The 26,915-nt window shown below is 65.9% G+C and carries 23 protein-coding genes; 12 read left to right on the top strand and 11 right to left on the bottom strand.

All coding sequences use genetic code 11. From position 1 onward, the window contains the following. Window positions 1-94 precede the first annotated feature (94 nt). The 3 genes from RTX79_RS17470 (at window position 95) to RTX79_RS17460 (ending at window position 3,630) form a co-directional block, all read left to right on the top strand. On the top strand, window positions 95-1,723 hold the full coding sequence (locus RTX79_RS17470; protein WP_312685059.1) for a GGDEF domain-containing protein: 1,629 nt from the start codon (window positions 95-97) through the stop codon (window positions 1,721-1,723). A 39-nt stretch (window positions 1,724-1,762) separates the two neighbouring features. Beyond that, a complete protein-coding gene (locus tag RTX79_RS17465) occupies window positions 1,763-2,485 on the top strand; it encodes a pseudouridine synthase (protein WP_057508677.1) in 723 nt (240 codons plus the stop codon). Between the two features lie 74 nt (window positions 2,486-2,559). Then, window positions 2,560-3,630, top strand: a complete 1,071-nt coding sequence (locus RTX79_RS17460) for a GGDEF domain-containing protein (protein ID WP_057508676.1) — start codon at window positions 2,560-2,562, stop codon at window positions 3,628-3,630. Window positions 3,631-3,636: 6 nt separating this feature from the next. Here RTX79_RS17460 and RTX79_RS17455 read toward each other — a convergent pair whose 3' ends face one another. Genes RTX79_RS17455 through RTX79_RS17445 form a run of 3 tightly spaced genes read right to left on the bottom strand, consistent with a single transcriptional unit; the run spans window position 3,637 to window position 5,834 of the window. Continuing rightward, complete coding sequence (locus RTX79_RS17455; protein WP_312685056.1) at window positions 3,637-4,554, bottom strand: DMT family transporter; 918 nt, start codon at window positions 4,552-4,554, stop codon at window positions 3,637-3,639. Window positions 4,555-4,593: 39 nt separating this feature from the next. Continuing rightward, a complete protein-coding gene (locus tag RTX79_RS17450) occupies window positions 4,594-5,394 on the bottom strand; it encodes a DUF72 domain-containing protein (RefSeq protein WP_312685054.1) in 801 nt (266 codons plus the stop codon). Further along, window positions 5,391-5,834: a VOC family protein gene (locus RTX79_RS17445; protein ID WP_312685052.1), complete on the bottom strand. Its 444-nt coding sequence runs from the start codon at window positions 5,832-5,834 to the stop codon at window positions 5,391-5,393. The genes RTX79_RS17450 and RTX79_RS17445 overlap by 4 nt, the downstream gene beginning before the upstream one ends. 106 nt (window positions 5,835-5,940) lie before the next feature. On the opposite strand from RTX79_RS17445, the gene RTX79_RS17440 reads away from it, so the two are divergent. Beyond that, entirely contained in the window at window positions 5,941-7,500 is a 1,560-nt protein-coding gene (locus RTX79_RS17440) for a serine hydrolase (RefSeq protein WP_312685050.1), read from the top strand. A gap of 89 nt (window positions 7,501-7,589) precedes the next feature. Continuing rightward, on the top strand, window positions 7,590-9,422 hold the full coding sequence (smrA, locus tag RTX79_RS17435) for a multidrug efflux ABC transporter SmrA (RefSeq protein WP_312685048.1): 1,833 nt from the start codon (window positions 7,590-7,592) through the stop codon (window positions 9,420-9,422). A gap of 139 nt (window positions 9,423-9,561) precedes the next feature. Here smrA and RTX79_RS17430 read toward each other — a convergent pair whose 3' ends face one another. After that, on the bottom strand, window positions 9,562-9,777 hold the full coding sequence (locus tag RTX79_RS17430; protein ID WP_312685046.1) for a hypothetical protein: 216 nt from the start codon (window positions 9,775-9,777) through the stop codon (window positions 9,562-9,564). Window positions 9,778-10,421: 644 nt separating this feature from the next. Continuing rightward, complete coding sequence (locus RTX79_RS17425) at window positions 10,422-12,233, bottom strand: DUF885 domain-containing protein (RefSeq protein ID WP_312685045.1); 1,812 nt, start codon at window positions 12,231-12,233, stop codon at window positions 10,422-10,424. A gap of 104 nt (window positions 12,234-12,337) precedes the next feature. Here RTX79_RS17425 and RTX79_RS17420 point away from each other — a divergent pair, with 104 nt between their 5' ends. Both RTX79_RS17420 and RTX79_RS17415 read left to right on the top strand, forming a co-directional pair. Beyond that, the gene (locus tag RTX79_RS17420; protein WP_057508668.1) at window positions 12,338-12,694 is read left to right on the top strand and encodes a GFA family protein; all 357 of its coding nucleotides are present in this window, start codon (window positions 12,338-12,340) and stop codon (window positions 12,692-12,694) included. A 53-nt stretch (window positions 12,695-12,747) separates the two neighbouring features. Next, window positions 12,748-13,497 carry a DUF4349 domain-containing protein gene (locus RTX79_RS17415; protein ID WP_312685080.1) on the top strand — a complete coding sequence of 250 codons (750 nt, stop codon included), beginning with the start codon at window positions 12,748-12,750 and terminating at the stop codon, window positions 13,495-13,497. 23 nt (window positions 13,498-13,520) lie between these two features. Here RTX79_RS17415 and RTX79_RS17410 read toward each other — a convergent pair whose 3' ends face one another. Together RTX79_RS17410 and RTX79_RS17405 are read right to left on the bottom strand one after the other, a co-directional pair. Further along, a complete protein-coding gene (locus RTX79_RS17410) occupies window positions 13,521-13,814 on the bottom strand; it encodes a hypothetical protein (protein ID WP_057508667.1) in 294 nt (97 codons plus the stop codon). 144 nt (window positions 13,815-13,958) lie between these two features. After that, the gene (locus RTX79_RS17405; protein WP_312685042.1) at window positions 13,959-14,858 is read right to left on the bottom strand and encodes a peptidylprolyl isomerase; all 900 of its coding nucleotides are present in this window, start codon (window positions 14,856-14,858) and stop codon (window positions 13,959-13,961) included. A gap of 155 nt (window positions 14,859-15,013) precedes the next feature. Here RTX79_RS17405 and RTX79_RS17400 point away from each other — a divergent pair, with 155 nt between their 5' ends. From RTX79_RS17400 to RTX79_RS17385, 4 genes are all read left to right on the top strand, one after another. Continuing rightward, window positions 15,014-15,379, top strand: a complete 366-nt coding sequence (locus RTX79_RS17400) for a PadR family transcriptional regulator (RefSeq protein ID WP_057508663.1) — start codon at window positions 15,014-15,016, stop codon at window positions 15,377-15,379. After that, window positions 15,376-16,398 carry a sensor domain-containing protein gene (locus tag RTX79_RS17395; RefSeq protein WP_312685040.1) on the top strand — a complete coding sequence of 341 codons (1,023 nt, stop codon included), beginning with the start codon at window positions 15,376-15,378 and terminating at the stop codon, window positions 16,396-16,398. The genes RTX79_RS17400 and RTX79_RS17395 overlap by 4 nt, the downstream gene beginning before the upstream one ends. 879 nt (window positions 16,399-17,277) lie before the next feature. Next, window positions 17,278-18,222 carry an ABC transporter ATP-binding protein gene (locus RTX79_RS17390; protein ID WP_312685039.1) on the top strand — a complete coding sequence of 315 codons (945 nt, stop codon included), beginning with the start codon at window positions 17,278-17,280 and terminating at the stop codon, window positions 18,220-18,222. Next, on the top strand, window positions 18,203-19,372 hold the full coding sequence (locus RTX79_RS17385) for an ABC transporter permease (RefSeq protein WP_312685038.1): 1,170 nt from the start codon (window positions 18,203-18,205) through the stop codon (window positions 19,370-19,372). The genes RTX79_RS17390 and RTX79_RS17385 overlap by 20 nt, the downstream gene beginning before the upstream one ends. Before the next feature lie 92 nt (window positions 19,373-19,464). Here RTX79_RS17385 and RTX79_RS17380 read toward each other — a convergent pair whose 3' ends face one another. Together RTX79_RS17380 and RTX79_RS17375 are read right to left on the bottom strand one after the other, a co-directional pair. After that, window positions 19,465-20,772 (bottom strand): polyhydroxyalkanoate depolymerase, encoded by a 1,308-nt coding sequence (locus RTX79_RS17380; protein WP_123699469.1) that lies wholly within the window; start codon window positions 20,770-20,772, stop codon window positions 19,465-19,467. Between the two features lie 96 nt (window positions 20,773-20,868). Beyond that, window positions 20,869-21,459 carry a class I SAM-dependent DNA methyltransferase gene (locus RTX79_RS17375; protein ID WP_057508660.1) on the bottom strand — a complete coding sequence of 197 codons (591 nt, stop codon included), beginning with the start codon at window positions 21,457-21,459 and terminating at the stop codon, window positions 20,869-20,871. Window positions 21,460-21,522: 63 nt separating this feature from the next. Here RTX79_RS17375 and RTX79_RS17370 point away from each other — a divergent pair, with 63 nt between their 5' ends. Beyond that, the gene (locus RTX79_RS17370) at window positions 21,523-21,978 is read left to right on the top strand and encodes a CopD family protein (RefSeq protein WP_312685037.1); all 456 of its coding nucleotides are present in this window, start codon (window positions 21,523-21,525) and stop codon (window positions 21,976-21,978) included. 39 nt (window positions 21,979-22,017) lie between these two features. On the opposite strand, the gene RTX79_RS17365 is transcribed toward RTX79_RS17370, so the two are convergent. Then, on the bottom strand, window positions 22,018-22,977 hold the full coding sequence (locus RTX79_RS17365) for an acetyl-CoA carboxylase carboxyltransferase subunit alpha (RefSeq protein WP_057508658.1): 960 nt from the start codon (window positions 22,975-22,977) through the stop codon (window positions 22,018-22,020). A 74-nt stretch (window positions 22,978-23,051) separates the two neighbouring features. Continuing rightward, complete coding sequence (gene dnaE, locus RTX79_RS17360) at window positions 23,052-26,636, bottom strand: DNA polymerase III subunit alpha (RefSeq protein WP_312685036.1); 3,585 nt, start codon at window positions 26,634-26,636, stop codon at window positions 23,052-23,054. Window positions 26,637-26,915 lie beyond the last annotated feature (279 nt).

Here is a 26,915-nt window from a genome sequence, read left to right as displayed (position 1 = left end):
GGCTGCGATAATCTCCCGACATGGATGGCAAGCAGGCGGGTGGTGCGTGGGGAGCACGATAGTAGGGTCGGGCCGCTGGAACAGGGGCGGGTGGGTGCTGGCTGCGGTGCTGCTGTCCGGCCTGCTGTCATTGTGCAATGCCGCCGCGGCACCGCAGCCGGTGCGCGACTACCTGCTGCTGGGCGGGCCGACCGACGAGCCGACGCCCCATCGCGCCTGTGCCCCCTACATGCTGCGCGGACAGCGCCAACAGCTGGATATTCCCGCCCCGGAAGGCGGCTGGTCGGGCCAGCCGCAGGCGCTGGATATCTTCAACGTCTATGCGGGCGAAGTGTCGATACGCCACGGCGACCGTGAGATCTGCGGCAACATGGGCGATGCGCGCACGCGGGATTCGCGCTTCCGCGCCGGCATCGGCATGGTCACCGTGCCCCGCGCCGGAAGCCTGGAGCCGATCCATGTGTCCTGGGCGACACCGCTCAAGGAGCGTTGGGGCCCTACGCTGCGGCTCGGCGCGCCCAGTCCGGTACAGCAGCGCGATACCGCGCGGTTGCTGGTGCGTACCGCCTGCGTGGCGGTTGCGCTGGCGCTGGCACTGTCGGCGCTGATGGGATTTTTGACCTCCCGCGACCGTATTTTCCTGGTCTACGTTGGTGCCTGCGCGGTCTTCGTGCTGTGGCAGGCCGTGCTGGGGGGGCTGAGTGGGTATCCGGAACCGTGGTTCCCGATCGGCGTGGACAGTGCCTGGTGGCTGGTTGGCCTGACCGCCTGCGCACAGGCCGTGCTGCTGCCGATGCTGTGGCGACTCAACGCAGGCGACCGCGCCTGGCCGCGTTCGCGTGGCGTGGTGTCGGCCGTGAGTGGCGCCTTGTTCGCGGTGGCGCTGCTGGTGCCCTGGATGGACTGGACGCTGCTGGGCTGGACCTCGGATGTGCTGGAGGCGGCGCACTTCACCGGCTGCATGGCGGCCTTGCTGGCAGGAGTATGGGCATGGTCGCGCAGTGACCGCTGGGCCAGTATCGGCCTGGTGGCGCTGGCCCCGTTCCTGGTGATGATCGTCGCCGACCTGGCCCGTGCCCAGTGGCTGCTGGCGCATCGTGTGGAAGCGCTGCAGCTGGGCGTGACCTGGTTGCTGATGATGGCCGCCTATGCGCTCAACCAGCGCCTGGGCAACCTGCGCGAGCAACGTGACCAGATGCGCCAACTGGCCGACACCGACGCATTGACCGGGCTGCCCAATCGCCGCGCCGGGCTGCGCGAGCTGGGCGTGCAGATCGAACGCGCACGTGCCGAGGGCGCACCGCTGGTGATCGGTTTCCTCGACATCGACCTGTTCAAGGAAATCAACGATCGCCATGGCCACGACACCGGCGATGCGGTGCTGCAGGCGGTCGCCGGGGCGTTGCGCGGCGCCCTGCGCGGGCGTGACGAGGTGTTCCGGATGGGCGGGGAGGAATTCCTTCTGCTGTTGCCGGGCGCCCCGCGCGATGTCGCCGCGGCGCGGCTGCAGCAGGTGGGGCGCCGGATCACCGAGGCCGGGGTGGCGTTGCAGGTGGACGGCCTGGCACTGACCGCCAGCATCGGCCTGGCCCAGTGGCGGCCCGACCATGATGACCTGGCCGGACTGCTGCGCCGGGCCGACCATGCGATGTACGGGGCCAAGCGCGCCGGACGTGACCGGGTGATGGACGGTGAACAGCTGGACGCGGTGCGCCCGCTCTGAACGGATGCCGTGGGCGCGACAATGCCGGATAATGGGGGCATGACCATCCGCATCAACAAATACATCGCCGAAACCGGCTTCTGCTCCCGTCGCGAGGCCGACCGGCTGATCAGCGAACGTCGCGTCACTGTCAATGGACGTCCCGCCGGTACCGGCGCGGTGGTCGGCGAAGAGGACAAGGTGCTGGTCGACGGCCAGCCCCTGCGTGCCCGCCAGGCCAGCCGCCCGGGCGGTCGCCGCCACGTCTACATCGTGCTCAACAAGCCGGTCGGGGTGACCTGCACCACCGAAAGTTCGGTGAAGGGGAACATCGTCGAGTTCGTCGGGCACGAGCAGCGCATCTTCCCGATCGGCCGGCTGGACAAGGATTCGGAAGGCCTGATCCTGATGACCAGCAACGGCGACATCGTCAACCAGATCCTGCGTGCGGAAAACGGCCACCAGAAGGAATACCTGGTCGCGGTGAACAAGCCGGTGACCGACGAGTTCCTGCGCGCGATGGCCCGCGGTGTGCGCATCCACGACCAGATGACCCTGCCGTGCCGGACCTCGCGTATCGCCAAGTTCGGGTTCCGCATTACCCTGCAGCAGGGGCTCAACCGGCAGATCCGCCTGATGGCGGCCGAGTTCGGTTTCCGGGTCACCCAGCTGCGTCGCGTGCGCATCGACAACATCAAGATCGGCGCGCTCAAGCCGGGCCAGTGGCGCAACCTCAGCGAGCCGGAACTGCGCGGGCTGCTGCCGGGGCAACTGGACTGGTAAGACCGGGCCGGGCCGCGCCATGCCCGGTGGCTTTCCTCTAGACTGGGTGGCAGCTGCCATCACTCGAGTGCTGGATGATCAAGCCCGACAAGCCTGCCAATGAAGCGCATCGCCTGGATGCGCTGCACCGCTACCGGATCCTGGACTCGGAGAAGGAGCAGACCTTCGAGGATCTTGTCACCATCGCCAAGGCGGTGGCCGGCACGTCCATGGCAGCGGTCACCCTGATCGATGCCGAGCGGCAATGGTTCAAGTCCGTGCAGGGCGTGGAGACGGCCGAGCTGCCGCGCGATGCGTCGATGTGCGGGCATGCGATCCTGAGCCCGCGCGAGGTCATGGTGATCGAGGATGCGCGCCTGGATGCGCGCTTCCATGACAACCCGATCGTGGTGGGTGCCCCTGGCGTACGCTTCTATGCCGGTGCGCCGCTGATCAGCAACGAGGGCCTTCCCCTGGGCACGCTGTGCGTGTTCGATTCGCAGCCGCATCAGCTCGAACCGGACCGTGCCAAGGCACTGGCGGCGCTGTCGCGGCAGGTGATGGTGGTGATGGAGCTGCGCCGGTTCGCGCTGGACATCCAGCAGCACATGCAGGAGCGCGATGACTACGAACGGCTGCTCGCTGATTACCATGACGTGCTGTTGGCGCAGAACGCGGACCTGGCCGAGCAGAGCCGTACCGATGCGCTGACCGGGCTGCCCAACCGGCGGGCCATGGCGATGGCGCTGGATGCAGCCGTGGCCGACACCGAGGGGCAGCCGCGGCAGACCTGCGTGGCGCTGCTCGACATCGATCATTTCAAGCGCATCAACGATTTCCAGGGGCACGCCACCGGCGACCGCGTATTGGCCGAACTGGGGCGCCTGCTGCGTGGCCAGTTTGCCGGCGCCGGCATGGCGGCGCGTTACGGCGGCGAAGAGTTCGTGCTGCTGCTGCCGGACACCGACCTGCGCACCGCTGAACTGCAATGCGATTTCCTGCGCATGGCGGTGGCCGACCTGCCGCTGGGATTCCCGGTGACCGTCAGCATCGGCGTGGCCGCGCACCGCAGCGGTGACCCGACCGACCGCACCATCGAACGCGCCGACGCTGCCCTGTACCGGGCCAAGGCGGCCGGCCGCAACCGCGTGGAGACCGCCGGATGAATCCGGTCAGATCAGTTCGGGGTGCTGCACCGGGCGCCGGCGATTGAGCAGCGGGTGCAGGAAGACGGCGCCGACGATGACCGCCACGCCGACGTAGAACCAGCCTGCGACTTCATGTTGTTCGCGCAGCAGTACCACCGCCAGGATGACCGCATACACCGGCTCCAGGTTGGTCACCAGCTGCACGGTGTAGGCGCTGAGGTGGCGCAGCGCGACCAGCGCCAGAGCGAAGGGCAGCAGCGTGCAGAAGCCGGCCAGCACCAGCAGCAGGATGCCGTCATGCAGGTCCGGCAGCACCCATAGCGGGCTGGCGAGGGCGGGCAGCAGGAACGGCATCAACGGTGCCAGCAGGGTCAGGGTCAGGGTGCCGGCACCCAGTTCCAGCGCGGTGACGGTCAGTGGGTCGGCATGGCTGACCATGCGCTTGTTGAGCGAACCGAACACCGCCACCAGCAGGGCCGACATCGCGCCGACCAGCACTCCCAGGCGCATGCCCTCCGGGACGCCGCCGACCACCAGCGCCACGCCAGGCAGCACCGCGATGCCGAACAGCAGTTCGCGCAGCTGGAAGGGGCGCTTGGCCACCCAGGGTTCGATGATGGAGGTGAACACCGGAGCCAGCGCGATGCAGGTAGCAGCAACGGAGGCGTTGGCCAGCTTCACCGCGCCGTAGAAGGTGAGCCAGTGCAGCGCGACCAGGGCGCCGATGCCGGAGTAAGCCGCGACCACCCGCCATGGCATGGTGAGCAGGCCGCGCCACACCCGCGGCAGCAGCGCCAGCATGGCCACCACCAGCAGCATGCGCCACCACACCAGCGGCAGCGCGGGCAGAGTGATCAGCTTGCCGAGGATGGCGGTGATGCCCCACAGCAGCACGCAGAAATGGATCTGGAGAAGGGCTTTGCGGGTATCGGGGCTGCTCATCGCGGTATTGTGCGGCAAGCCAGCGTCGGCGGCGATGGGTCAGCGCGTGTGGCAGCGTTGTTGCAGAGCGATGGCGGCCGCCGGGTTGCGCTGCTTGCCTGCGCCGATGCACAGCAGGTAGACCTCGCGCGGCCTGCCTGCGGCCGGCGCTGCGATCAACGGAAGGTCGTCCACCGCATGGCCAGCGGCCCAGGCCTGTGCGCGCGCGGCCCAGCGTTGCTGCAGTGGCGCGGGAAGTCCGGCACGCAGGCGCGGCTGGCTGCGCTTGATCCGTGCGTAGACGAAGTCGGCGCTGACATCACCGTGCAGCGCCGCTTCCTGGCTGTCTTCGATGACCAAAGCCACCCCATGCAGGCGTGCGGCCTGCACCAGCGTGGCATCCATCGCGGCAGGATTGCGCACCTCCACCGCGTGCTGCAACGGCACGCCCTGCAGCGTGGCGGGCAGGGAACCCATGAACGCCGCCAGCGCCTCGGCGTCGGCCGCGTGGCCCGGAGCGAACTGCCATAGCAGGGGGCCCAGCCGGTCGCCCAGGCCCAGCGCGGCCTGCAGGAAAGGCTGCGCGGCCTCGGCAACACCGGACAGATCACGCCGCTGCACCAGGTAGCGCGGCGCCTTCATCGAAAAACGGAAGCCCGGCGGCGTCTGTGCGGCCCACTGCGCGCATTGCGCAGCGGTCGGGGTACGGTAGAACGTGCCGTTGATTTCAATGCAGCGCAGGGCGCGGCTGGCGAACCCCAGTTCTTCGCGCTGTGCCAGGCCCTCAGGATAGAAGACCCCGCCACGCCATTCGGGGAAGACCCAGCCGCCGATGCCGCAGCGGATTGCCGCCGCTGTCACGGCGCAGCCCCTGCGTGCCAGGGATCGTAACTGCCGAACCACCACAGGTAGCCTTCCGGATCCGCGCAGGCGTAACCCCGGCCGCCGTAGGGCTGGTCGGCGATATCGATCACGATGCGTGCGCCGGCTGCCGTGGCGCGGGCGTAATGGGCGTCCGCGTCGGCCACGATCACGCAGGCGCTCTGAGTCTGGCGGCCGCCGACCTGGTCCGGATGCACCGCGTGGCGGGCCCATTCGCCGCTGTTGCCGGACGAGCCGAGCATGACCATCCCGGTGCCGAACACCAGCTGTGCGTGGTGGACAGTGTCACCGTCGGCATGCACGGCATGGGCGTGGAAACCGAAGGCCTGTTGCAGCCAGTCGATGGCGGCCAGTGCGTCGCGGTAGCGCAGGCACGGGATGATGGTCGAACCGTTGCTGGTCTGCTCGCGTGTATCCATGGCACCCTCCTTTGGCACGGGAAAGGCTGCGCTGGACCCCGTTACCATCATGAGAATTCCGTCGGCGGCTGTACCGCGCGGCAACCCAGCCTGGAGAAAGTGCGTGATGAAATTCCTGATCGGAGGCGCGATGCTGCTGGCCTGTACCGCCCTGGCGACCGCGGCGACTCCGCCCCCGCTGCAGGACCTGGATGCCACGGTGGAGCGGGTACGCGCGCGCTTCGACGTGCCCGGCATCGCGGTGGCCGTGGTCAAGGATGGCAAGGTGGTGCTGGAGCAGGGCTGGGGCGTACGCGAGCAGGGCCGCCCGGAGCCGGTGCAGGCCGATACGCTGTTTGCCATCGCGTCCAACACCAAGGCATTCACCGCGCTGTCGCTGAACCTGCTGGCCGAACAGGGACTGCTGAAAATGGACGACAGGGTGATCGACCACCTGCCGTCGTTCCGCATGTCCGACCCGTTCGTGACCCAGCAGATGACCCTGCGCGACCTGCTGTCGCACCGCAGTGGACTGGGCCTGGGCGCCGGTGACCTGCTGTTCTGGCCGACCACCGCCTACAGCAACGCCGAGGTGGTGGAACGCTTGGGCAGGGTGCCGCTGAAAGGCGGTTTCCGCGAGCGTTATGCCTACGACAACATCCTGTACGCCGTCGCACAGCAGGTCATCGAGAAGGTCTCCGGACAGTCCTACCAGGCGTTCCTGCAGCAGCGCATCTTCGACAAGGTCGGCATGGCCGGCACCCGTTACAACGCCGATCATCTGCGCGCTGGCGACAACGCGGCGGTGGGCCACGCGAAGTTCGACTTCACCGACCTGCGCACGGTGGCACCGCTGACCTGGCAGAACAATGCCGGCGCCGGTGGCATCTACTCCAGCGTGCATGACATGGCGCGCTGGATGCAGGTGCAGCTGGCGCAGGGCCAGCTGGCCGACGGCAGTGCGCTGTTCACGGCGAAGAGCCAGCAGCAGATGTGGCAGATGATCACCCCGCAGGTGGTGGCCGAGCCGGCGGTACCGGAACTGGCGCCGGCGCGGCCGAACTTCGCCGGTTATGCCGAAGGCTGGAGCCTGAGCGATTTCCGCGGCCGCAAGCTGGTGTGGCATACCGGCGGCTGGCCGGGCATGGTGTCCCGGGTGACGCTGGTACCCGGCGAGAACCTGGGCGTGGTGGTGCTGACCAACCAGGAGGCCGGCGCGGCCTTCAATGCCATCACCCTGAGCGTGCTCGATGCCTATCTCGGCGGTGAGCGGCATGACTGGGTGGAAGCCTACGGCAAGGCGGTGGACAAGGGACGGGACAAGGCCGACGCGGCCTGGGCCAGGCACCAGGCGGCACGCACCACGGGCAGCACCCCGTCACTGCCGCTGAAAGGCTATGCGGGCAGCTACCGCGACCGCTGGTACGGCGACATGCACATCACCGGCAACGGCAAGGCGCTGCGCCTGCAGTTCGACAAGACCGCGCAGCTGGTCGGCACGCTGGAGCACTGGCAGCACGACACCTTCATCGTGCGCTGGGACGACCGCTCGCTCAATGCCGATGCGTTCGTCAACTTCAGCCTGGATCCGGACGGCAAGGTCCGCGAGGTGCGCCTGCAGGCGATCTCGGAGCTGACCGACTTCAGCTTCGACTTCCAGGATCTGTTGTTCGTGCCGCAGGGATGAGGCTGGCGTGGACAACGGCCAGCGGCCGTCACTACCCGCCATGCATACGATGGGATAATCCACCCGTTACCCCGCTGTGAGCGACTGTGATGTTCCGCTGGTTTGAATCCCTGATCCCGGTCTTCCCGCCGGTGGACAAGCGCATGCCACCGCGCAGCGTGTTCAAGTTCTACCTGTTCTATCTGCGCCCGGTCTGGCCGGTGCTGCTGGCAACGCTGGTCGCCGGCCTGCTGCTGGCGCTGGTGGAAGTGGCGATGTTCGATTTCCTCGGCCGCATCGTCGACATGGTCGCCGAGCAGCCCGGCGCCGGTTTCTTCCAGCGGCATGCGTCGGACCTGCTGTGGATGGTGGGGGTCTGCGTGATCGCCCGGCCGGTGCTGGTCGGTCTGCACAACCTGCTGGTCAACCAGGCCATCGTGCCGGGCCTGAGCAACCGCTCGCGCTGGCTGATGCACAACTACGTGGTGCGCCAGAGCCTGACCTTCTTCCAGAACGATTTCGCCGGCAGCGTGGCCAACCGGGTCATGCAGACGGGTACCTCGTTGCGCGAATCGGCGGTGCAGATGGTCGATTCGCTCTGGTACATCGTGGTCTATACCGGCACCGCGCTGTTCCTGTTCGCCCAGGCTGACTGGCGGCTGATGATCCCGCTGGTGCTGTGGATGCTGGCCTATGCGGTGATCATGGTGTACTTCGTGCCGCGTGCGAAAGAGCGCGCGTGGATCGCCTCCGAAGCGCGCTCCAAGGCGATGGGCCGCATCGTCGATGGCTATACCAACATCCCCACGCTGAAGCTGTTCGCCCATGGCGGACGCGAGCAGGCCTACGTCGCCGAATCGATCCAGGAACTGGCGGAGAAGCATCGCCGGCAGACGCGAGTCACCAGTGGCATGGACCTGACCATCGCCATCGTCAACGGGTTCCTGATCGCAGGCACCTGCGGGCTGGCACTGTGGCTGTGGAACGATGGGCTGATCACGGTCGGTGCGATCACCCTGGCCACCGGGCTGGTCATCCGCATCCACAACATGTCCGGCTGGATCATGTGGACCATCAACGGCATCTTCGAGGACATCGGCACGGTGCAGGATGGCATCACCACCATTTCCCAGCCGCTGACGGTGCAGGACCGCGATGATGCCGTGCCGCTCAAGGTGAGTGCCGGGGGCGTGCACTTCCAGGACATCCATTTCCACTACGGCAAGCGCGGTGGGGTGATCGCCGGGCTGGACCTGAAGGTGAAGCCGGGCGAGAAGATCGGCCTGGTCGGGCCGTCGGGCGCGGGCAAGTCCACCCTGGTCAACGTGCTGCTGCGCCTGTACGACCTGGAAAGTGGCCGTATCACCATCGATGGCCAGGATATCGCCGGCGTCACCCAGGAAAGCCTGCGCGGCCAGATCGGCGTGGTGACCCAGGATACGTCGCTGCTGCATCGTTCGATCCGCGACAACCTGCTGTACGGGCGGCCCGAAGCGTCTGAAGAGGAACTGCGTGCGGCCGTGGCCAAGGCGCGTGCCGATGGCTTCATCGATTCACTGGTCGACGCCCAGGGCCGGCAGGGCTACAACGCCCTGGTGGGCGAGCGGGGGGTGAAACTCTCAGGTGGGCAGCGCCAGCGCATCGCGATTGCCCGCGTGTTGCTGAAGGACGCGCCGATCCTGGTGCTGGACGAAGCCACGTCGGCGTTGGATTCGGAGGTGGAAGCGGCGATCCAGGACAACCTGGATGAGCTGATGGGCGGCAAGACGGTGATTGCCATTGCGCACCGGCTTTCGACCATCGCGCGGATGGACCGGCTGGTGGTGATGGACCAGGGGCGCATCGTGGAAACCGGCACGCATGCTGAACTGGTCGCGGCCGGCGGTCTGTACGCGCGGCTGTGGGCACGCCAGACCGGTGGATTTGTCGCCGCCGAGGGCTGATGGGTAGCGCCGAGCCACGCTCGGCGGATGCCTTCCGTGGCGATCGAATCGGAAGCCGCCGAGCATGGCTGGGCGCTTTCTTGATGCGGAATGTCAGCTGCAGGGCGTATTGGGCCCTGCAACCGGCTTCGCTACGGCTTCAAACACCGTGGCAGCCGATGAAAGCGTCGATCAGGAAGTGCTCTCCTGCTGCCCACTCACGCACGCGCTGCATCGCCTGTTCCGCCGAATCGGCCTCCACGAAATGGGTCTCGGCGATATCGCCATCGTAGACGAAATCGCATCGCCACGACGCAGCGTGCGCAGAGAGGCTGGCGACGGACAAAAGCAGCGTAGCGGCAAGGGTCTTGATCATTCTGGTCACATGGGGGCCGGGCCGGTGGCTGATTGCAGTGGCCTGCGCATAGCCTTGCCTCGCGGCGGCAGGCCGTCGCCCGGCATTCGCAGCAGGCGCGGTCGCGCGCAGCCTTGCACGCTGGATCTGTGATCGCGATCAGGTAACCCCTGGTTACAGCGTCAGGGACTCCGCCTCGCGGCAAAGCTGCGATAGGTCTCTGAAGCGTGCCGCAGCGTGCGTCATCCGGTGGTGCTCCAGCCTCCTGACAAGATGAAGCAGCGCAATGATACTGGGGCTGCAGCGGCCATCCGGCTGCGCTGCCTTCGCCCGATCATGAGACCTGACAGATGATCCGACACCTGAACATGTTGACCGCCGCAGCGATACTTTTTTCATCGACAGCAGCAATCGCAGCGGTGGCACCGTACCAGTGCACATTCCTGCTCCGCGGTGCACCCACTACGCAGAGAGTAAATGCGGATTCTGAGATCCATGCCAAGGAAATCATCCGCTACGAGCATGGGTACTTCAATGTCGATCGCCTCTCCTGCAACCGTGTCTGACACGGACCTGACGCTGCCGTGCTGAAATTCGAAGCGCCCCTGAGGGGGCGCTTCGAATTCGGAGTGCCCGCAGGCCTGCCCGGGATCGGACAGACGCACTTACTCGATCGGCTGGTCCAGCATCAGCTGGCGCGCGAAACGCACCGGCGGGGCGCCGTAGGACAGCATCTTGTCGTGATAGGCCTTCAGGTTGAACTGGTCGCCCAGCTTTTCCTGCGCGGCCTTGCGCGTGTCGAAGTGTTCCTGCGCACCGACGAAGTAGGTCGGCAGCTGCGCCGACGTCAGCTGCGCGCGCACCCACTTGCCCGACGCTTCGCTTTCCTGCTGGAACGCATCGTGGGTCATCAGGTGCATCGCCTGTTCGCGCGTCCAGTTGTCCACGTGCACGCCCTGATCCAGGATCGCGTTGGAAATGGTGCGCAGGTAGAACTTCAGCTGCACCAGGTGGAAAAGCGGATCGTTGTCGAGATAACCCTGCTCCTGCATCATGCGCTCGGTATAGACCGCCCAGCCTTCGGCAAACAGGCCCGAGCGCAGCACCGCGCGCAGGGTGGACGGGAACTTGGCCGAATGCCAGCCTTCCAGGTAGTGGCCCGGGGTGCCTTCGTGGATGCTCAGCAGGTGGATCATGCGTGAGTTGTACTCGCGCAGGAACGAGTCGACCTGCTTGTCGTTCCAGTCATCCGGGATCGGCGAGACCGCGTAGAAGGTCTTCAGGTTCTTGTCCAGCGGACCGGGCGAATCACAGTAGGCTACGGCCACGCCGCGCTGGAATTCAGGCATCAGGATGATGTCCACCGGCGCATCGGGCAGGGTCATCAGGTCATGCTCGCGCACGAACGCGGTGGACTGGTCCAGTGCGGCCTTGGCATCTTCCACGACCTTGTCGCGGGCCGGCTTGTCGGCGTAGGCCAGTTCCAGCGCCGCTTCGATCGCCTTCTGCTGCTGGTCGTCGCTCGGCTGCGCCGGCATTTCCGGTGCGCCCGGCTTGTCCTTCAGCACGGTCTGGGCGATACCATACATGTCCTGGCGCACGCGCCTGAGTTCGGCACGTGCACGCTCACCGATCTCCTGCCGCGACAGCGAGGAGTTCAGCGCGAACTTCAGCTTCTGGTCGTACAGCTCGGCGCCGACGCGGAACTCGCCCTTGGCATTGGGCACAAGGGTCTTGTCCAGCCACTGCTGCTGCTCGTCCACGGCCTTCTTCAGCCCATCGATGGCGGCCTGCAGGCGCTGCTGGTCGGCCTGCGGCAGTTCGCCGATGTGCGGGGTGATGAAAGTATCGACGATGCTGAGGATGCCGCGGTTCTGCTTGGCCACCGTTTCGGCATGGATCTTCGGCACGCGGGCCGGATCCAGGTTTTCGCGGGCCTGGGCGAAGATCGCCGGGATTTTCTCCATGCGCGCGGTCGCCGACTTCAGGCGCTCGGGGAGCGGTGCGAATTCGCGCGCCATCAGGCCGTAGATCGCGCTGCCGGCCAGGCCGTTGTACATCTGCGGATCCCACTTGGAGGACTGCAGCACCTCGGCATTCCAGATGTCCGACTGCAGCTGGTTGCGCAGGATCGCCGCATCCACCTGGTTTTCGCGGCCCAGCTTGGCCACGTCCATTTTCTCCAGCTCGGCGAGCAGGCCCTTGTAGGCGGTCAGGGTCTTCTGTTGCCCCGCGGCACTGAGATCGTCGATCTCGCTGTCGAAGCGGTGGTCGCCGATCTGCGTGGCACCCACCGGCGAGAGCTGCATCCAGCTGTCCAGGGCGCGCTTGGACAAATCGGCGAAGGCCGCATCGGCGGCCGCATCGGCGGCCTGCGCCGGCGCGGCGGCGGGCGGGGTGGCGGAGGCGGGGGCGTCGGCCTGCTGGCAGCCGCCGAGGGCAGCGATCAGGGCGAGGGCAAGGAGATGCTGGCGCATCGGCAATCCTGTCTTGGGGTCAATCGCCAAGCATAGGCCGGGGCCGTCGCCCTGTCTGCGTGCCAAAGGATTACCATCGTCGCATTCCCACGTGGAGGTGGATCATGCAGTACGAAGGAAGCTGCCATTGCGGCCGGATTGCGTTCACCGTGCAGGCCGATGAGCCGGTCACCGAGGTCATCGACTGCAACTGTTCCCTGTGCCGCCGCCGCGGGGGCCTGCTGTGGTTCGCCGCGCGCGAGGCCTTGGTGCTGTCCAGCGACCCCGCCCAGCTGGCGACCTACCAGTTCCACAAGCACCACTTGCAGCATCACTACTGCGCCCAGTGTGGCATCGCCCCGTTCAGCGAAGGGGTCGATCCCCGCAGTGGACAGGCCATGGTGGCGGTGAATGTGCGTTGCCTTCCTGGCGTGGCGCTGGATGGATTGACGGTGACGGCATTCAACGGAGCAGATGCGTGAGCTGTGCAACAGTGCGCTACCCGGCGCTTGCGGTGGCGGCAGCCGTTGTGCTGATGCTGGCCGGCTGCGGCAGGCACGAGGCAGCGGCCGATGCGGGTGCCGGCGCTGCCGGTGCGGTGATGTCACCGGAAGGGGCATCGCTGGCCTACGAGCATGACCTGGACATCCGCCTGGACGCGGTGCAGATCGGGCCACGGGTCAAGCAGATCGCCGATGCCTGCCAGTCCGCCCGCTTCGGCGACTGCGCGGTGCTGCAGGTGGGTCAGCAGGGCGGGGAGTATCCCAGCGGTTCGATCCGCGTGCGCATCGCGCCGAAGGGCGTGGAGCCGATCATCGGATTGGCCGGGCAGGGCGGGGAGGTGTCATCGCGCAACACCCATGCCGAAGACCTCGCCCAGCAGGTAGCAGATACCGCCCTGGCCAAGGCGCGGCTGCAGAAGGAGCACGAGCGCCTGCTTGCCTACCAGGACAGCAAGGACATCAAACTGGCCGACCTGCCGGTCATCACCCAGCGGCTGTCGGAAATCGAGGCGGGGGTGGAACAGGCCAACAAGGACGCGGCGCAGCAGCGCCGACGCATCGACACGCAGCTGGTGACGATGCAGTTCAACGCGCCGTCCGGACAGCGCAGCCGCAATGAAATCGGCATGGCGCTGTCCGAATCGGGAGCGATCCTGACCACCAGCATCGCCTACCTGATACGCGCCATCGCCGCGCTGCTGCCGGTGCTGGTGGTCGGCAGCATCATCGGCTGGATCGGCCTGCGCCTGTGGCGCCGGCGGCGTGCGCGCAGGGCGGGTTGAACCGCCCTGTCAACCGCGCCGGATCAGCCTTCGTCGGTCTCGTATTCGACGAACACATCCAGCTCCAGGGCGAGCTCCTGCACTGCATCGCGCACCTTCTGCGCGGTGCTTTCGTTGCCGACTTCCACTTCCAGTTCATGGCTGCCCGGGCCGATGTCATCGGACAGGCCGGCCGAACTGGAATCGTCGTCGTCCATCTTCGGCATCAGGTCGTCGGTCTCCTCCACATGCTCGATGCCTTCGATGCCCAGCAACAGGTCGCTGATCGCACGCGCGTCGTCTTCAGATCCGGTAATTCGCAGTCGCAGCATTGCCATGGGATGGTCCTGGTGGGAAACAGGACCCCAGCCTAGCCAGCGGCCGGAAAAGAGCGGGTGACGGTGGAACGGGGTTCACGCTCACGCGTCCTGTACCTCGCGCTGGTCGCGTGCGGCATGGCGTTCACCGCGCGCCGCTGGGCGTCACCGCACCGGCACCGGGATGTTGCACAGATCGATGTGCCCGGCCGGCCGTTTGTAGAAATCATCGACACGGTTGCGACGGGCTTCCACGGTATCGGCGAAGGTTTTCGAGTCGGTGCGCAGTACCTGGATCGGCGCGCGTTCGGCGGCGGGCACATCGCTGGCGCGGCGTATCGCGGTGATCGGCGTGCGCTGCTGCGGGTCGGCATAGAAGCCCATCGGTGCCGGGCCCCGCGGCAGGGCGCTGAGCAGTTCCATGCCCTTCAGCACGCGGCCGACCACCGTGATGTTGCGGTCCAGCTGGCGCGGCGACTGGCCGGTGACCACGTACAGTTCGGCGCCCACGCTGCTGTCTTCGTCATTGTTGCGACCGGCGCCCAGCGCGCCATAGCAGTGCGCCAGCCAGGTCCTGCCGTCCTTCGTATCCTGGCCGACCGGGAAGCCGTCGACGAAGCCGGTGCGTGCCGCCCAGCCATCGCGATCGGGCAGCGGGCTGACCTTCAATCCTGCCGTGGCGCGTTCGAACTCGGCCGGCAGTTTCTTCTGCGCCGATCCCAGTGGCCGGGCCTTGGCGGCATCGTCGGCGTCGGCATCGCCGAACTGCACCACGAAGTTGTCCTGCGACCGGTAGATGCTGGTGCCGTCCCAGAAATGTTCGTGGGCGAAAGTCTGGATGTTGGCCACGTGGCGCGGCGCGAACTGCGGCGCCAGCTCGATGATCACCCGTCCGGCCGGCAGGTCCATGTACAGCAGGTTGGCCGGGTCGGGCGTGCGCCAGTCGCGGTCGGGTGCGGCTTCCAGGATCTGCTGCGCGCTGCGGTAGGGCGTGGCCGCCGGGGCCAGCGAAGGCAGCAGGCAGGTGGCCAGGGCAAGCGCCAACAGGGCGGGGCGACGGTCCATGGTGAGCCTTTCAGGAAAGAGAGCCCGATCATGCGCGAGGCCACCGTTTCCCGCCAGCGCCGGGCGCGGTGGCTGCACGGCACCGTGACGTCCGGCCTATTCCACTAGGTTGAACTCCGCACTAGTGTTTACTTCAACGTAGTGGAGATGCCGCCATGGTCGATGAAGAGATCCAGCTGAAGAAGTTCCAGAAGGAGCTCAGTGCGGGGACCGTGTCGCTGGCGCTGATGGCGGTGTTGGCCAAGGCACCGGAGCCGCTGTACGGCTACCTGATCGCCAAGGAACTGGAGCAGGTGGGAGAGGGCGTGCTGAGTGGCAAGCAGAGCGCGCTGTACCCGGTGCTGCGCAACCTGGAAGGGGCTGGGTTGCTGCAAAGCCACGTGGAGCCCTCCACCAGCGGTCCACCGCGACGTTACTACCGCATCACCGAGCAGGGGCGTGCCGTGCTGGAGCAGTGGATCCAGGCCTGGCGTGCCACCCGCGATTCCGTCGATTCCGTTCTGGAGGGCGTACTGCAATGAACATCGAGCACACCATGGGCAGGACCCTGCCGGCGACCATTCCCGATTACCTGGCGCAGCTGCGCGCGGCGCTGCACGATGCCGACCCGGCGATGGTCCAGGACGCGCTGTACGACGCCGAGGAGTACCTGCGATCGGAACTGGCCGCGCAGCCCGGGCGCAGCGAGGGCGAGGTGATCGCCGACGTGGCCGGCAGCTACGGCGCGCCGGACGAGGTGGCCGACATCTACCGCGAAACCGAGCTGACCGTAAACCGCGCGCTGCGCACGCCGAGGACCCCACTGGGCACCCGCGTGACGGCCGCCCCGGCAGTGGCCAGCGGCTTTGATGCGGTTCCGCCGGCAGCAGGCGTTGCGGCACCGGGCCCGTCCATCCCGGATCCGCCGCCGCCGCCACCGCGCTCGCTGGCGGCGCGCTTCTTCGGTGTGGTGGTGGATCCGCACACCTATGGCGCACTGTTCTACATGCTGCTTTCGCTGGCGACGGGCACCTTCTTCTTCAGCTGGGTGGTCACCGGTCTTTCGCTGTCGCTGGGCCTGCTGATCCTGATCATCGGCGTACCGGTGGCCGTGCTGTTCTTCGGCTCCATCCGCGGGCTGTCGCTGCTGGAGGGGCGGCTGGTGGAAGTGCTGCTGGGCGAGCGCATGCCGCGACGCCCACGCTTCAGCGACCGCAGCCGCAGCTGGCTGCAGCGGATCGGCGATATGTTCACCGATGGCCGCACCTGGCTGACCCTGCTGTACTTCGTGCTGATGCTGCCGCTGGGCATCGCCTACTTCACCGTGGCAACGACGTTGCTGGCGCTGTCGCTGGCCTTGATCTGGTCGCCGGTGGCGGTGTGGTTCCCGGGTGCCTACACCGGGGTGACCATCAATGGCCTGCCGCTGCTGGAAGGGGCCTGGGCGACGCCGCTGCTGGCCCTGGCCGGCGGGCTGCTGCTGTTCGGCACGCTGCACCTGGCGCGGGCGGTCGGCCGCATGCACGGCACCCTGGCCAAGCACCTGCTGGTACGGTTGTAAGCGCGATGGACGTGACGGCCGGAGCGGCCTGGTAGTGACGGCCGCTGGCCGTCAGCCATCCGTCCGCCGTAGCTGGGGGGGGGCGGTGCTATTTTCTTCGGCTTCGCCGCCGCCGGTGTTTCGGCATGGGCGGCGGAGCAATCGCGCACCGTCGGGCAGTCCACTTAGCGCCAGCGGCCCCGCTGAAGCCGCAATGCTCAACACCATCACTGATGCATGCTTGCGGCTTACACGGCACATTTCTCCAGGCAGGGCCGAGGCATCCCAGTTGGTCCTATCTATAAGGTAACCAGCGCTATCGAGTTCGACGGAAGCAGCTGTCCATGCCTGCAACGCGGGCGTAATTTGCCATTCGTCAAGTGGCAGGAGGAAACCTTGCGCGACAGCGTCAGGCTAGACCGACGCAGGTGAGCTTGGCATAGAGGCGCCTCAACCGCTTTCGTGTAATTGTGGATCGTGCCTGAGCGAAATCAGAAAGCGCGCATGCTGAGCTGATGTTCTGATCAGACCCGCTGCAGATGAGCGGCAAACGCAAGAAACTCCGGCACCACTACGCCGTATACGTCGATTAAATAAAGGATTGAGGGAGTTATATCTGGCCTGCTCAGTCATCGGCAGTTTCGCTCTTTAATGCCGCAGCGGCCTTGGGTGATGGACAGCATCGTGAAGTACTTGAAGCGATTTCCCAGAAGCACGATCTTGATCGGGTCAGGTTGGCAGCCTTTGACGCGCTAGCAAGGTCGGCTGAAGGAACTAGCGAGGCTCTCAACGTCTGGTCGGGCATCCGGGACAGCGATTCGGCTTTTCTGCGGGGCTGGAGAGCGATACGCACGGCAGAGATAGAGGCGCTTGCCCGGGCCTCAACCAAGGGGGATGGGCTTGCTTGAGCTGAAAGGGGTCGTGAAATGTTACGGCGACATTACTGCGGTAGACAGGGTTTCGATGAAGGTCGAGGCGGGAACCATATCCGCCCTCATCGGGCCGAATGGCGCAGGAAAGTCTACAACCTTTCGGCTCATCTCAGGCCTCCTGCATGCCGATGAGGGGCAGATCCTCTGGTGCGGGCAGCGCTTGGAAAACGCATTGCCGCGAGAGCAACGTGGATTCCTGCCGGAGGAACGCGGCCTGTACCAAGCAGTAGAGGTGGAACAGTTGCTGCGGTACTGGGCGCGCTTGAGGAAAATTGACGACAGCGCGATCCCGGCGGTTCTGGAGGACTGGATCTGCCGCTTTGAGCTTGGTTCTAAACGGCGTGCTCTTGTGAGGACGCTATCGAAGGGCAATCAGCAGAAAATTCAGTTGGCCGCATGCCTGATGCACTCGCCCAAGCTACTCGTGCTTGATGAGCCATTCTCTGGTTTGGATCCGCTGAACCAGGATCTGGTCTCCGAAATTCTGCTCGAGCAAGCGGCCAACGGAACCACAATTCTCATATCAGCGCATCAAATGGCGCTGGTTGAGAGCATGGCTTCAGCTGTGATGTTGATGCACGCCGGCCGTGCGGTGGATATGCCGGCATTCGGGAAGTCCGGGCAGCGCCAGGCAGATAGTCTGCAGCGGGTGGTGGTGGTGCTCATTGAGCCCGGGGCTCGCCTCCTGCTGACTGATCTGCCGTCGCACCAAGTGACGCTCACCGCTGACGACAGGATGACTATTACTTTTCCGCCCATGTCACTCGCCACCTTTATGGACGCCTTGGCCGAGTTGGCTGCACTTGACGGCGTCGTGGATCTGGAGTTTTCCCGGCCCAACCTCCATCGGGCCTATGTCGAATCGGTGTCGACAAACAAAACGGGAGCAGGGAATGGATCGTCGCGTCCTTGATGTAGCTCGGTTCGAGTTCCGGAGTTTCCTGGATATCAGGGGCGAGTTGATTGGCGTCTTGCTACTTGTGCTTATCGCTCTGATCCGTTTCGGCGGCGAAGCGCTCATGGTGATGTCGACTCCCAGCAATCTGGCGATTGCTGTTGAAACCAAAGTGGGGGCGCTGTTGCCGATGGGGGCGTCTGGTCGATTCCATTTCGTGGCTGCAGAGCCCGAAGCGCGAGTCGAGTCGATGCGACGCATTCGAGACGGCGGTTTGGCCGGATTGCTCGTTGAAGAGATGCCTAACCACTATCGTCTTTACACCAACGACCGAGTGCACTGGCAGGACGCGCTTGCTGATAGCTTCGCACCTTGGCACCGCTCGCTTAGTGCAAGGCGTGCCGGCATTTCCGAAGCAGACCTTCAGGCCATCACCACAGACCCTCAACTCATTTCAACGCATCTGCAGGGTGGGGGAGATCGAGCGGGGCCGGCTACTTATGCTGCTTCAATTTCGATAATGGTGCTGAGTATCCTCGGCATCCTCTCGGCGCTTTCGCTCGTCCTGCAAGGAATAGCCGGTGAAAAATTCGGCCGGATAAGTGAGATCGTGCTTTCGGCAATCAGTCCCTCCGTATGGATTGATGGGAAGCTGATCGCGGCGACACTTCATGGCATCAAAACCATCGTCACGTACGCAATCTACGGGGTGCTGGCCTCGATGCTCCTGGGTGTCCTCGACCCGGCGCAACTGTTCGACGCACTGCGCGCATGGCCGGAGCTACTTTCAGCACTGCTGATCGGTGTGGTCGGACTAGGCTTCTGGAGCGTGGCATTTGCCTTGGTTGCTGCGCGGCTGCCAAGTGCGACCTCAGCTATCCGGAATACGCTGATCCTGGTGCCCATGACGTGCCTGCTTCTTTGCTTGGGAGGGGCAAAGGAGCCGGATAATGCGTTCATGGTTGCCTTGTCGTTCTTCCCGCCCACCATGCCCTTTGCATTGCCGCTGCGGATCATCGCAGACACCGTTTCAGCATGGGAAGTGGTCGTCTCGGTAGGGCTTGCGCTGGCCAGCACCTGGAAATTGCGAGGCGTGGTCGTGAGCGTCTTTGTTAACGCAGTGCTGGGCGCGGGGACCAAGCGGAGAGCGGCAGGTGCGCGTGTGTGAGAGCGTTGCTTGCGACGACGATGGCAGCCGTTGGAAATTCGCCGCAGACTTGGCAGGATGCAGCCCCTTTCGAATGAAAGGGGCTGGTCGTTTCAGCCGGCTTTCCGCCGCAGCGGGGTGACGTTGCTTTTCTTCTTCGGCTTCGCCGCCGCCGGTGCTTCGGCATTGGCGGCGAAGAAATCACGGACCTTCGGGTACACCACCTCGCGCCAGCGACGGCCGCTGAAGATGCCGTAGTGGCCGGCGCCTTCGACGATGAAATGCTCGCGACGGTCTTCGGCAATGCCCGTGCACAGCGACTGCGCCGCTTCGGTCTGGCCGAGCCCTGCGATATCGTCCAGCTCGCCTTCGATGCTCAGCAGTGCGGTATCGCGGATGGCCGAAGGATCGACCTTCTCACCCTTGATGTACCACTCGCCACGCGGCAGCAGGAAGTCCTGGAACACCACGCTGATGGTGTCCAGGTAGTACTTGGCCGGCATGTCCAGCACCGCGTTGTACTCGTCGTAGAAACGACGGTGCGCATCGGCGTCTTCCAGGTCGCCCTTGACCAGGTCGGCATAGAAATCCCAGTGCGAGCTGAAATGCCGGCTGGGGTTCATCGACAGGAAGCCGGCGTGCTGCAGGAAGCCCGGATACACGCGGCGGCCGGCGCCGGGGTAGCTCGGCGGCACGGTGTGGATGACGTTGTTTTCGAACCACGACAGCGGGTTCTGGGTGGCCAGGTTGTTCACTGCGGTCGGGCTGCAGCGCGCATCGATCGGTCCGCCCATCATCACCAGCGACTTCGGCGTGGGTTCACCGCGGCTGGCCATCAGCGAAACCGCCGCCAGCACCGGTACGGTGGGCTGGCACACGCTCACCACGTGCAACCGCTCCACGCCGAGGTGGCGGATGAACTCCTGGATGTACTCCACGTAATCATCCAGCCCGAACTCGCCTTCGCTGCCCGGCACCATGCGTGCATCGACCCAGTCGGTCACGTACACGCGGTGGTCGCGCAGCAGGGTGCGCACGGTGTCGCGCAGCAGCGTGGCGTGGTGGCCGGACAACGGCGCCACCACCAGCACGAACGGCTGGTTGAGCATGGTGTGCAGCTGGTCTGCTTCGTTGCTGTGGCGCTTGAAGCGCAGCAGCTTGCAGAACGGCTTGCTGACCTCTTCGTGGACCACGATCGGCACGCGCTCGCCGTCCACGTCGATCTCGTTGATGCCCCACTCGGGCTTCTCGTAATCCTTGCCCAGGCGGTGGAACAGCTCGTTCATCGCCGCCAGGCGATCGGCACCGGGCATCTGCCCCCACCAGTGGCCGGCATTGTTGAAGAAGTGGGCATTTGCCTGGGCCTGGTGGACCCAGGGGGCCAGCAGATTACGGGTCAGTTCGTGGAGCTGGTAGAGCATATTGACTCAATATGTATGGTCATATGTTGCCGCGCAGCATACCTGATCCGGCGCCGCGGAATATTAACTGGGGTCGCAGATCCGGACGACGCCGGTTCAGGCCTTTTCCAGGGCTGCGGCTTCCTGGCCCAGCGCGGCCCCCAGCCAGCAGTGCGACCCGATCGGCGTCAGGCCGTGCTTGCCCAGTTCGCGCCGGTACCAACGTGCCGGGCGCGGATGGAAGCCGTCATGGTCTCCTTCGAAGTCGTCCTCGGCGGCGAAGGTCTCCAGGAAGGCCACGCCGCCGGTCAGCTCGCCGATGCCGGCCAGCCCGGCGCGCAGTTCGCGGTCGGGCACGTAATGCATCACATCCGAGCAGACCAGCAGGTCCACCGGCGCGCAGGGCCGCAGCCAGGCGAAGTCGCCGAAGCTGGCCGGGTGCAGGTTGCGGGTGCGCCCATAACGGCCCACTGCGTAGTCGCTGCTGTCGAAGCCCAGGTAGCTGAGCTTGGGGCGCAGCTTGAGCAGCGGCGCGCGCCATGCACCTTCGCCGCAACCGATGTCCAGCACGCTGCGGATCGGGCGTTCCAGGTAGTACTCGGCGCTGGCCACGGCCAGGGCGACCTTGCGCGCCAGCCGCGCGCTGCCGCCGATATCGGCGCGCCGGTACCAGTGCTGGAAATAAGCGGCGTCGTAGGTCTTGTGCATGTACGTGGCTCTGCGCATCGGTGAAAATGGTGCTCATCCTACGCCAGCCGCTGGAGCGAGCACATGCAGTCCTACTTCTGGGTCAAGACCTTCCACCTGGTGTTCGTGGTGGCCTGGATGGCGACGGTGTTCTACCTGCCGCGCATCCTGGTCAACATCGCCGAGACGGCGGGGCAGGCGGCAGTGAGCGAGCGCCTTCAGTTGATGGGGCGGCGCCTGTACCGCTTCGGCCACAGCATGTTCGGGCTGGCCTTCGTGCTGGGGCTGGTGCTGTGGCTGGGCTACCGGGTCATTCCGGATTTCCCGACCATGGTGTCACCGGGCGGGGCCGGCTGGCTGCACGCCAAGCTGGGCCTGGTGGTGCTGCTGATGGCGTATTTCATCTGGATCGGGCGGCTGCTCAAGGGCGTGGCCAAGGGCCGGCCGCTGCCGTCATCGCGCGCGCTGCGGTGGATCAACGAGATCCCGCTGCTGGCCTTCATCCCGATCGTCTGGCTGGTGCTGGCCAAGCCGTTCTGAGCCACGACCGAGCGCCGGAGATCGTCCGGCGCTGTCGCCTTACGCGGCTTCGTAGGTGCCGTAGCTGCGCAGGCGCGTGTAGCGCTTGGCCAGCAGTTCGTCGGTCGGCAGTTCCTGCAGCGCGTCCAGTTCGTTGACCAGCACGGCCTTCAGGCGCTTGGCCATCTGCACCGGGTTGCGGTGTGCGCCGCCGGTCGGCTCGCGCACCACCTTGTCCACCAGGCCCAGCCCCTTCAGGCGCGGAGCGGTCAGGCCCAGCTGCTCGGCGGCGTCCTTGGCCTTGGTGGCGTCCTTCCACAGGATCGAGGCGCAGCCTTCCGGGCTGATCGTCGAATACACGCTGTATTCCAGCATGATGGTGCGGTCGCCCACGCCCAGCGCCAGCGCGCCGCCGGAGCCGCCTTCGCCGATCACCGTGCAGATCACCGGCACCTTCAGCTCGGCCATCTCCATCAGGTTGCGGGCAATGGCTTCGGACTGGCCACGGGATTCTGCGTCGATGCCCGGCCAGGCGCCGGCGGTGTCGATCAGGGTCAGCACCGGCAGGCCGAAACGCTCGGCCATCTTCATCAGGCGCAGCGCCTTGCGGTAGCCCTCCGGCTTGGGCATGCCGAAGTTGCGCTTGATCTTTTCCTTGGTGTCGCGGCCCTTCTGGTGGCCGATCACCATGACCGCGCGGCCATTGATGCGGGCCAGGCCGCCCATGATCGCCTTGTCGTCGGCGAAGGCACGGTCGCCGGCCAGTTCCTGGAACTCGTCGAACATCAGGTGCAGGTAGTCCTGCGTGTACGGACGCGACGGATGGCGGGCCAGCTGCAGCACCTGCCACGAGGTCAGGTTGCGGAAGATCTGCGCGGTGCGCGTGCGCAGCTTGCCGCGCAGGGCCGTTACTTCGGCTTCAACGTTGACCGCCGGGCCGGCGCTGGCGCTGCGCAGCTCCTGGATCTTGGCTTCCAGGTCGGCGATGGGTTGCTCGAAGTCGAGGTAGTTCGGATTCATCGGAAGCCGTCGTATGAATGTAAGGAGGGAAGTTTAGCCGAATGCGTGGGGATGCCCCGTACGCCGTCGTCTGGTCAGCTCGCCCACGGCGGGCTGTAGCGCACCTTCACGGTGCGCACGGCCGGGTCGGCGCGCAGGGCCTGGATCAGCCGGGAATCGATGCGTACGGCGCTCTCACCGCCCACGTCCAGCATGCCGGCCAGCGAGCCTTCCTGGTCCTTCAGCAGCAGGTCCAGGCGCAGGGGCGTGCGGCCGGGGCGATGGCGGTCGAGCAGGGCATTGACGCGCTCCCAGACCGGGCGTTCGCGGCGCAGGTCCACGCGCAGCGACAGCCGCGTTGCGTAGTTCGCGCAGACCTCGTCGAAGTCCCAGCACTGGCGGATGCGCAGGGCGAAGCCGCCATTGAATTCGTCTTCGCGCAGGCCGCCCTTGACCACCAGGATGCGGTCCTTGGTCATCAGGTGGCCGAACTCGGCCATCGCGTCGGAGAACGCACTGCATTCGACCCGGCCGCGACCGTCTTCAAGCTGGATGAAGATCTGGCTTTCGCCCTTGCGGCGCACCCCGACCACCTGGCCGGCCAGCACCGTCTGCACTTCGGGGCGCCAGCGCTTTTCGCCACCACCACCGCCGCCGCCGCTGGCGGCACTCCAGATCTTCTCGACCGCGCCGAGGTCGGTGCCGACCAGGTCGCGCACATCGTCGCGATGCGGGTCGAACGGATGCCCGCTGAGGTAGAAGCCCAGCGTATCGCGCTCACCGGTCAGCCGCTGCAGCAGTGGCCATTCGTCGGTTTCCTGCAGTTCCAGGTGGATCGCCGGTGCATTCGGATCCGGGCCGCCGAACAGCGAATTCTGGCCCGATGCCCGTTCGCGCGCCATCTGCTCGGTGGCCTTGATCACTTCGGGCAGTTGCAGGGCCAGCGAGGCACGGTTGCGCCCCAGCTCGTCCAGCGCACCGCAGTTGATCATCGCTTCCAGCGTGCGCCGGTTGAGCTTGGCCGAGCCGATGCGCGTGCAGAAATCCAGCAGGTCGGTGTAGGCACCCTTCTGCAGGCGCTCGTCGACCACCGCTTCGCAGGCGCCCTGGCCGACGCCCTTGATCGCGCCGAGGCCGTACTGGATGGTGTCCGGGGTGGCCGCTTCGAACATGTAGGCCGACTGGTTGACCTTGGGCGGCAGCACGGTCAGGCCGAGGTTGCGCACCTCGTCCAGGAAGCCGACCACCTTCTCGGTGTTGTCCATGTCCGAAGACAGCGTGGCGGCCATGAACTCGGCCGGGTAATGCCGTTTCAACCAGGCCGTCTGGTAGCTGACCAGCGCGTAGGCGGCGGCGTGCGATTTATTGAAACCGTAGCCGGCGAACTTCTCCATCAGGTCGAAGATCGCATCGGCCTTGGCCTCGCCGACGCCGTCCTTGGCCGCGCCTTCGCGGAAGATCTCGCGGTGCTTGGCCATCTCGGCCGGCACCTTCTTGCCCATCGCACGGCGCAGCAGGTCGGCGCCGCCCAGCGAGTAACCGCCGACGATCTGCGCCATCTGCATCACCTGCTCCTGGTACACCATGATGCCGTAGGTGTCGCGCAGGATGCGCTCGGTGCGCGGATCGGGGTACTCCACTTCCTCGCGCCCATGCTTGCGGTCGACGAAGGAGGGAATCAGGTCCATCGGGCCGGGACGGTACAGCGACACCAGCGCGATCAGGTCTTCGAAGCGGTCGGGCTTGGCGTCCTTCAGCAGGCGGCGCATGCCGGAGGATTCGAACTGGAACACCGCACCGGTATTGCCGGAGGCGAAGATGTCCTTGTAGGTCGGCGCATCGTCCAGCGGCAACTGGGTGATGTCCAGCGGCGGGATGCCGGCGCGCTCGTGGCGCTTGTTGATCGCCTTCACTGCCCAATCGATGATGGTCAGCGTGCGCAGGCCGAGGAAGTCGAACTTCACCAGGCCGACTTCTTCGACGTCGTTCTTGTCGAACTGGGTCACCGGATTGCGGCCGATGCCGTTTTCGTCGTGTTCGGCGAACAGCGGGCAGAACTCGGCCAGCGGCTCGGGCGCGATCACCACGCCGCCGGCGTGCTTGCCGGCGTTGCGGGTCAGGTCTTCCAGCTGCCGCGCCAGGTCGATCAGGTCGCGGACATCGTCCTCGCTCTGGTAGCGCTGGATCAGCTCCGGCGAGGCCATTTCGCTGTCCTTGCCTTCGCCCATCGCATCCTTCAGCGAAATGCCCAGGATGTTGGGGATCAGCTTGGCCACGCTGTCCACCAGGCCGTACGGGAAGCCCAGCACGCGCCCGCAGTCGCGCACCACGGCCTTGGCCGCCATGGTGCCGTAGGTGATGATCTGGCTGACCCGCTCGCGGCCGTACTTGCGCGCCACGTAGTCGATGACTTCGTCGCGGCGGTCCATGCAGAAGTCGATGTCGAAGTCGGGCATCGACACGCGTTCGGGGTTGAGGAAGCGCTCGAACAGCAGGTTGTAGGGCAGGGGATCCAGGTCGGTGATCTGCAGTGCCCAGGCCACCAGCGAACCGGCACCGGAACCGCGGCCCGGGCCGATCGGGATGCCCTGGTTCTTGCCCCACTGGATGAAGTCGGCCACGATCAGGAAGTAGCCGGGGAAGCCCATCTTGATGATGGTATCCAGCTCGAATTCCAAGCGCTCGCTGTAGTCCTGCAAGGTCATGCCAGGCGCTACGGGATTCTTCTCCATGCGCAGCGCCAGCCCCTTGCGCGCTTCGCTGCGGATCCAGCTGTCCAGCGTTTCGTCGTCGGGCACCGGGTAGTTGGGCAGGAAGTAGGTGCCCAGCCGCATTTCGATGTTGCAGCGTTCGGCCAGCGCGCGGGTGTTGTCGATCGCATCGGGGATGTCGGCGAACAGCGCGCACATCTCCTCGGACGACTTCAGGTACTGCTGGTCGCTGTAGTCGCGCGGACGCTTGGGATCATCCAGTACGCGGCCGGAGGCGATGCACACGCGCGCTTCGTGAGCGCTGAAATCGGTCGGTGCGAGGAAGCGCACGTCGTTGCTGGCGATCACCGGCAACCCACGCTGGCCTGCGGCCATCAGCGCGAACTGGTTGAACGCCTCTTCGCCCTCGCGCCCGGTGCGGGTCAGTTCCAGGTGCAGGCCATCACCAAACACGCGCTGCCAGTCGGCCAGTTGCTGTTCGGCGAGGTCATGCTTGCCGGCGGCGGCCAGGCGACCGGCCAGGCTGTCGCGGCCACTGAGGGCGAACAGGTTCTGGCAGCCGGCTTTCAACCATTCCGGGTGCACGGCCACGCCGCCTTCGGGGCGATGGCCTTCCATCCACGCGCGGGTCAGCAACCGCGACAGGCTGAGGTAGCCCTCGCGGTCACGGCACAGCAGGGTCATCCGCCAGGGGTCCTGGCCTTCTTCGGCGATCATCACATCGGCGCCGGCGATGGGCTTGATGCCCACGCCTTCGGCGGCCTTGTAGAACTTGACCAGCGCGAACAGGTTGTTCAGGTCGGTGACGGCCAACGCGGGCAGGCCGAGTTCGACCGAGCGTGACAGCAGGTTGGCCTGTTTGGCTTTCTTCGGGTCAGCCTGTTCCGGCTTCGCCGGCACGCGGATGGTGGAATCCGCCAGCGAAAACTCGGTGTGGACGTGGAGATGGACGAAACGGGAGTTGGACATGCCGGACCAGGTTGGAGCGCACCGGCCCCGGGAGCAGGCGTAGGAACGGCCGCCGGGGTCACAGGTGCGCAGGAGTGCCCGCTCAGGGTAGCGGCGGGGGGCTATACGGACAAGGTCTTGACGTGGGGGGTGTTGCGCGCTGCGCGCGGGCTTTGAAGCCAGAGCCAAGGCAACGGCAACGGCCAGAGCGACAGCCAAAGCGACAGCTGCGGGACTGGTTGTTGGTGGGGCGGGGTGGGTTGGCGGGGGACGGCAAGGGCCGCTCCTGCGGGCCTCGTT

The organism is Stenotrophomonas chelatiphaga (assembly GCF_032054965.1).
In the GTDB taxonomy this organism is placed as follows: domain Bacteria; phylum Pseudomonadota; class Gammaproteobacteria; order Xanthomonadales; family Xanthomonadaceae; genus Stenotrophomonas; species Stenotrophomonas chelatiphaga.
The sequence above is the reverse complement of the archived record's forward strand: the minus strand, read 5'-3'. Positions and strand labels throughout refer to the sequence as shown.

Bases quoted from the DNA above. Each gene is read 5' to 3' on its own strand.
- RTX79_RS17395 (WP_312685040.1), top strand. From the start codon at position 15,376: ATGAACATCGAGCACACCATGGGCAGGACCCTGCCGGCGACCATTCCC.
- RTX79_RS17400 (WP_057508663.1), top strand. From the start codon at position 15,014: ATGGTCGATGAAGAGATCCAGCTGAAGAAGTTCCAGAAGGAGCTCAGT.
- RTX79_RS17370 (WP_312685037.1), top strand. From the start codon at position 21,523: ATGCAGTCCTACTTCTGGGTCAAGACCTTCCACCTGGTGTTCGTGGTG.
- RTX79_RS17430 (WP_312685046.1), bottom strand. From the start codon at position 9,777: ATGATCAAGACCCTTGCCGCTACGCTGCTTTTGTCCGTCGCCAGCCTC.
- RTX79_RS17405 (WP_312685042.1), bottom strand. From the start codon at position 14,858: ATGGACCGTCGCCCCGCCCTGTTGGCGCTTGCCCTGGCCACCTGCCTG.
- RTX79_RS17410 (WP_057508667.1), bottom strand. From the start codon at position 13,814: ATGGCAATGCTGCGACTGCGAATTACCGGATCTGAAGACGACGCGCGT.
- RTX79_RS17385 (WP_312685038.1), top strand. From the start codon at position 18,203: ATGGATCGTCGCGTCCTTGATGTAGCTCGGTTCGAGTTCCGGAGTTTC.
- RTX79_RS17465 (WP_057508677.1), top strand. From the start codon at position 1,763: ATGACCATCCGCATCAACAAATACATCGCCGAAACCGGCTTCTGCTCC.
- RTX79_RS17455 (WP_312685056.1), bottom strand. From the start codon at position 4,554: ATGAGCAGCCCCGATACCCGCAAAGCCCTTCTCCAGATCCATTTCTGC.
- RTX79_RS17460 (WP_057508676.1), top strand. From the start codon at position 2,560: ATGATCAAGCCCGACAAGCCTGCCAATGAAGCGCATCGCCTGGATGCG.
- RTX79_RS17420 (WP_057508668.1), top strand. From the start codon at position 12,338: ATGCAGTACGAAGGAAGCTGCCATTGCGGCCGGATTGCGTTCACCGTG.
- RTX79_RS17365 (WP_057508658.1), bottom strand. From the start codon at position 22,977: ATGAATCCGAACTACCTCGACTTCGAGCAACCCATCGCCGACCTGGAA.
- RTX79_RS17375 (WP_057508660.1), bottom strand. From the start codon at position 21,459: ATGCACAAGACCTACGACGCCGCTTATTTCCAGCACTGGTACCGGCGC.
- RTX79_RS17440 (WP_312685050.1), top strand. From the start codon at position 5,941: ATGAAATTCCTGATCGGAGGCGCGATGCTGCTGGCCTGTACCGCCCTG.
- RTX79_RS17445 (WP_312685052.1), bottom strand. From the start codon at position 5,834: ATGGATACACGCGAGCAGACCAGCAACGGTTCGACCATCATCCCGTGC.
- RTX79_RS17425 (WP_312685045.1), bottom strand. From the start codon at position 12,233: ATGCGCCAGCATCTCCTTGCCCTCGCCCTGATCGCTGCCCTCGGCGGC.
- smrA (WP_312685048.1), top strand. From the start codon at position 7,590: ATGTTCCGCTGGTTTGAATCCCTGATCCCGGTCTTCCCGCCGGTGGAC.
- dnaE (WP_312685036.1), bottom strand. From the start codon at position 26,636: ATGTCCAACTCCCGTTTCGTCCATCTCCACGTCCACACCGAGTTTTCG.
- RTX79_RS17380 (WP_123699469.1), bottom strand. From the start codon at position 20,772: ATGCTCTACCAGCTCCACGAACTGACCCGTAATCTGCTGGCCCCCTGG.
- RTX79_RS17415 (WP_312685080.1), top strand. From the start codon at position 12,748: ATGCTGGCCGGCTGCGGCAGGCACGAGGCAGCGGCCGATGCGGGTGCC.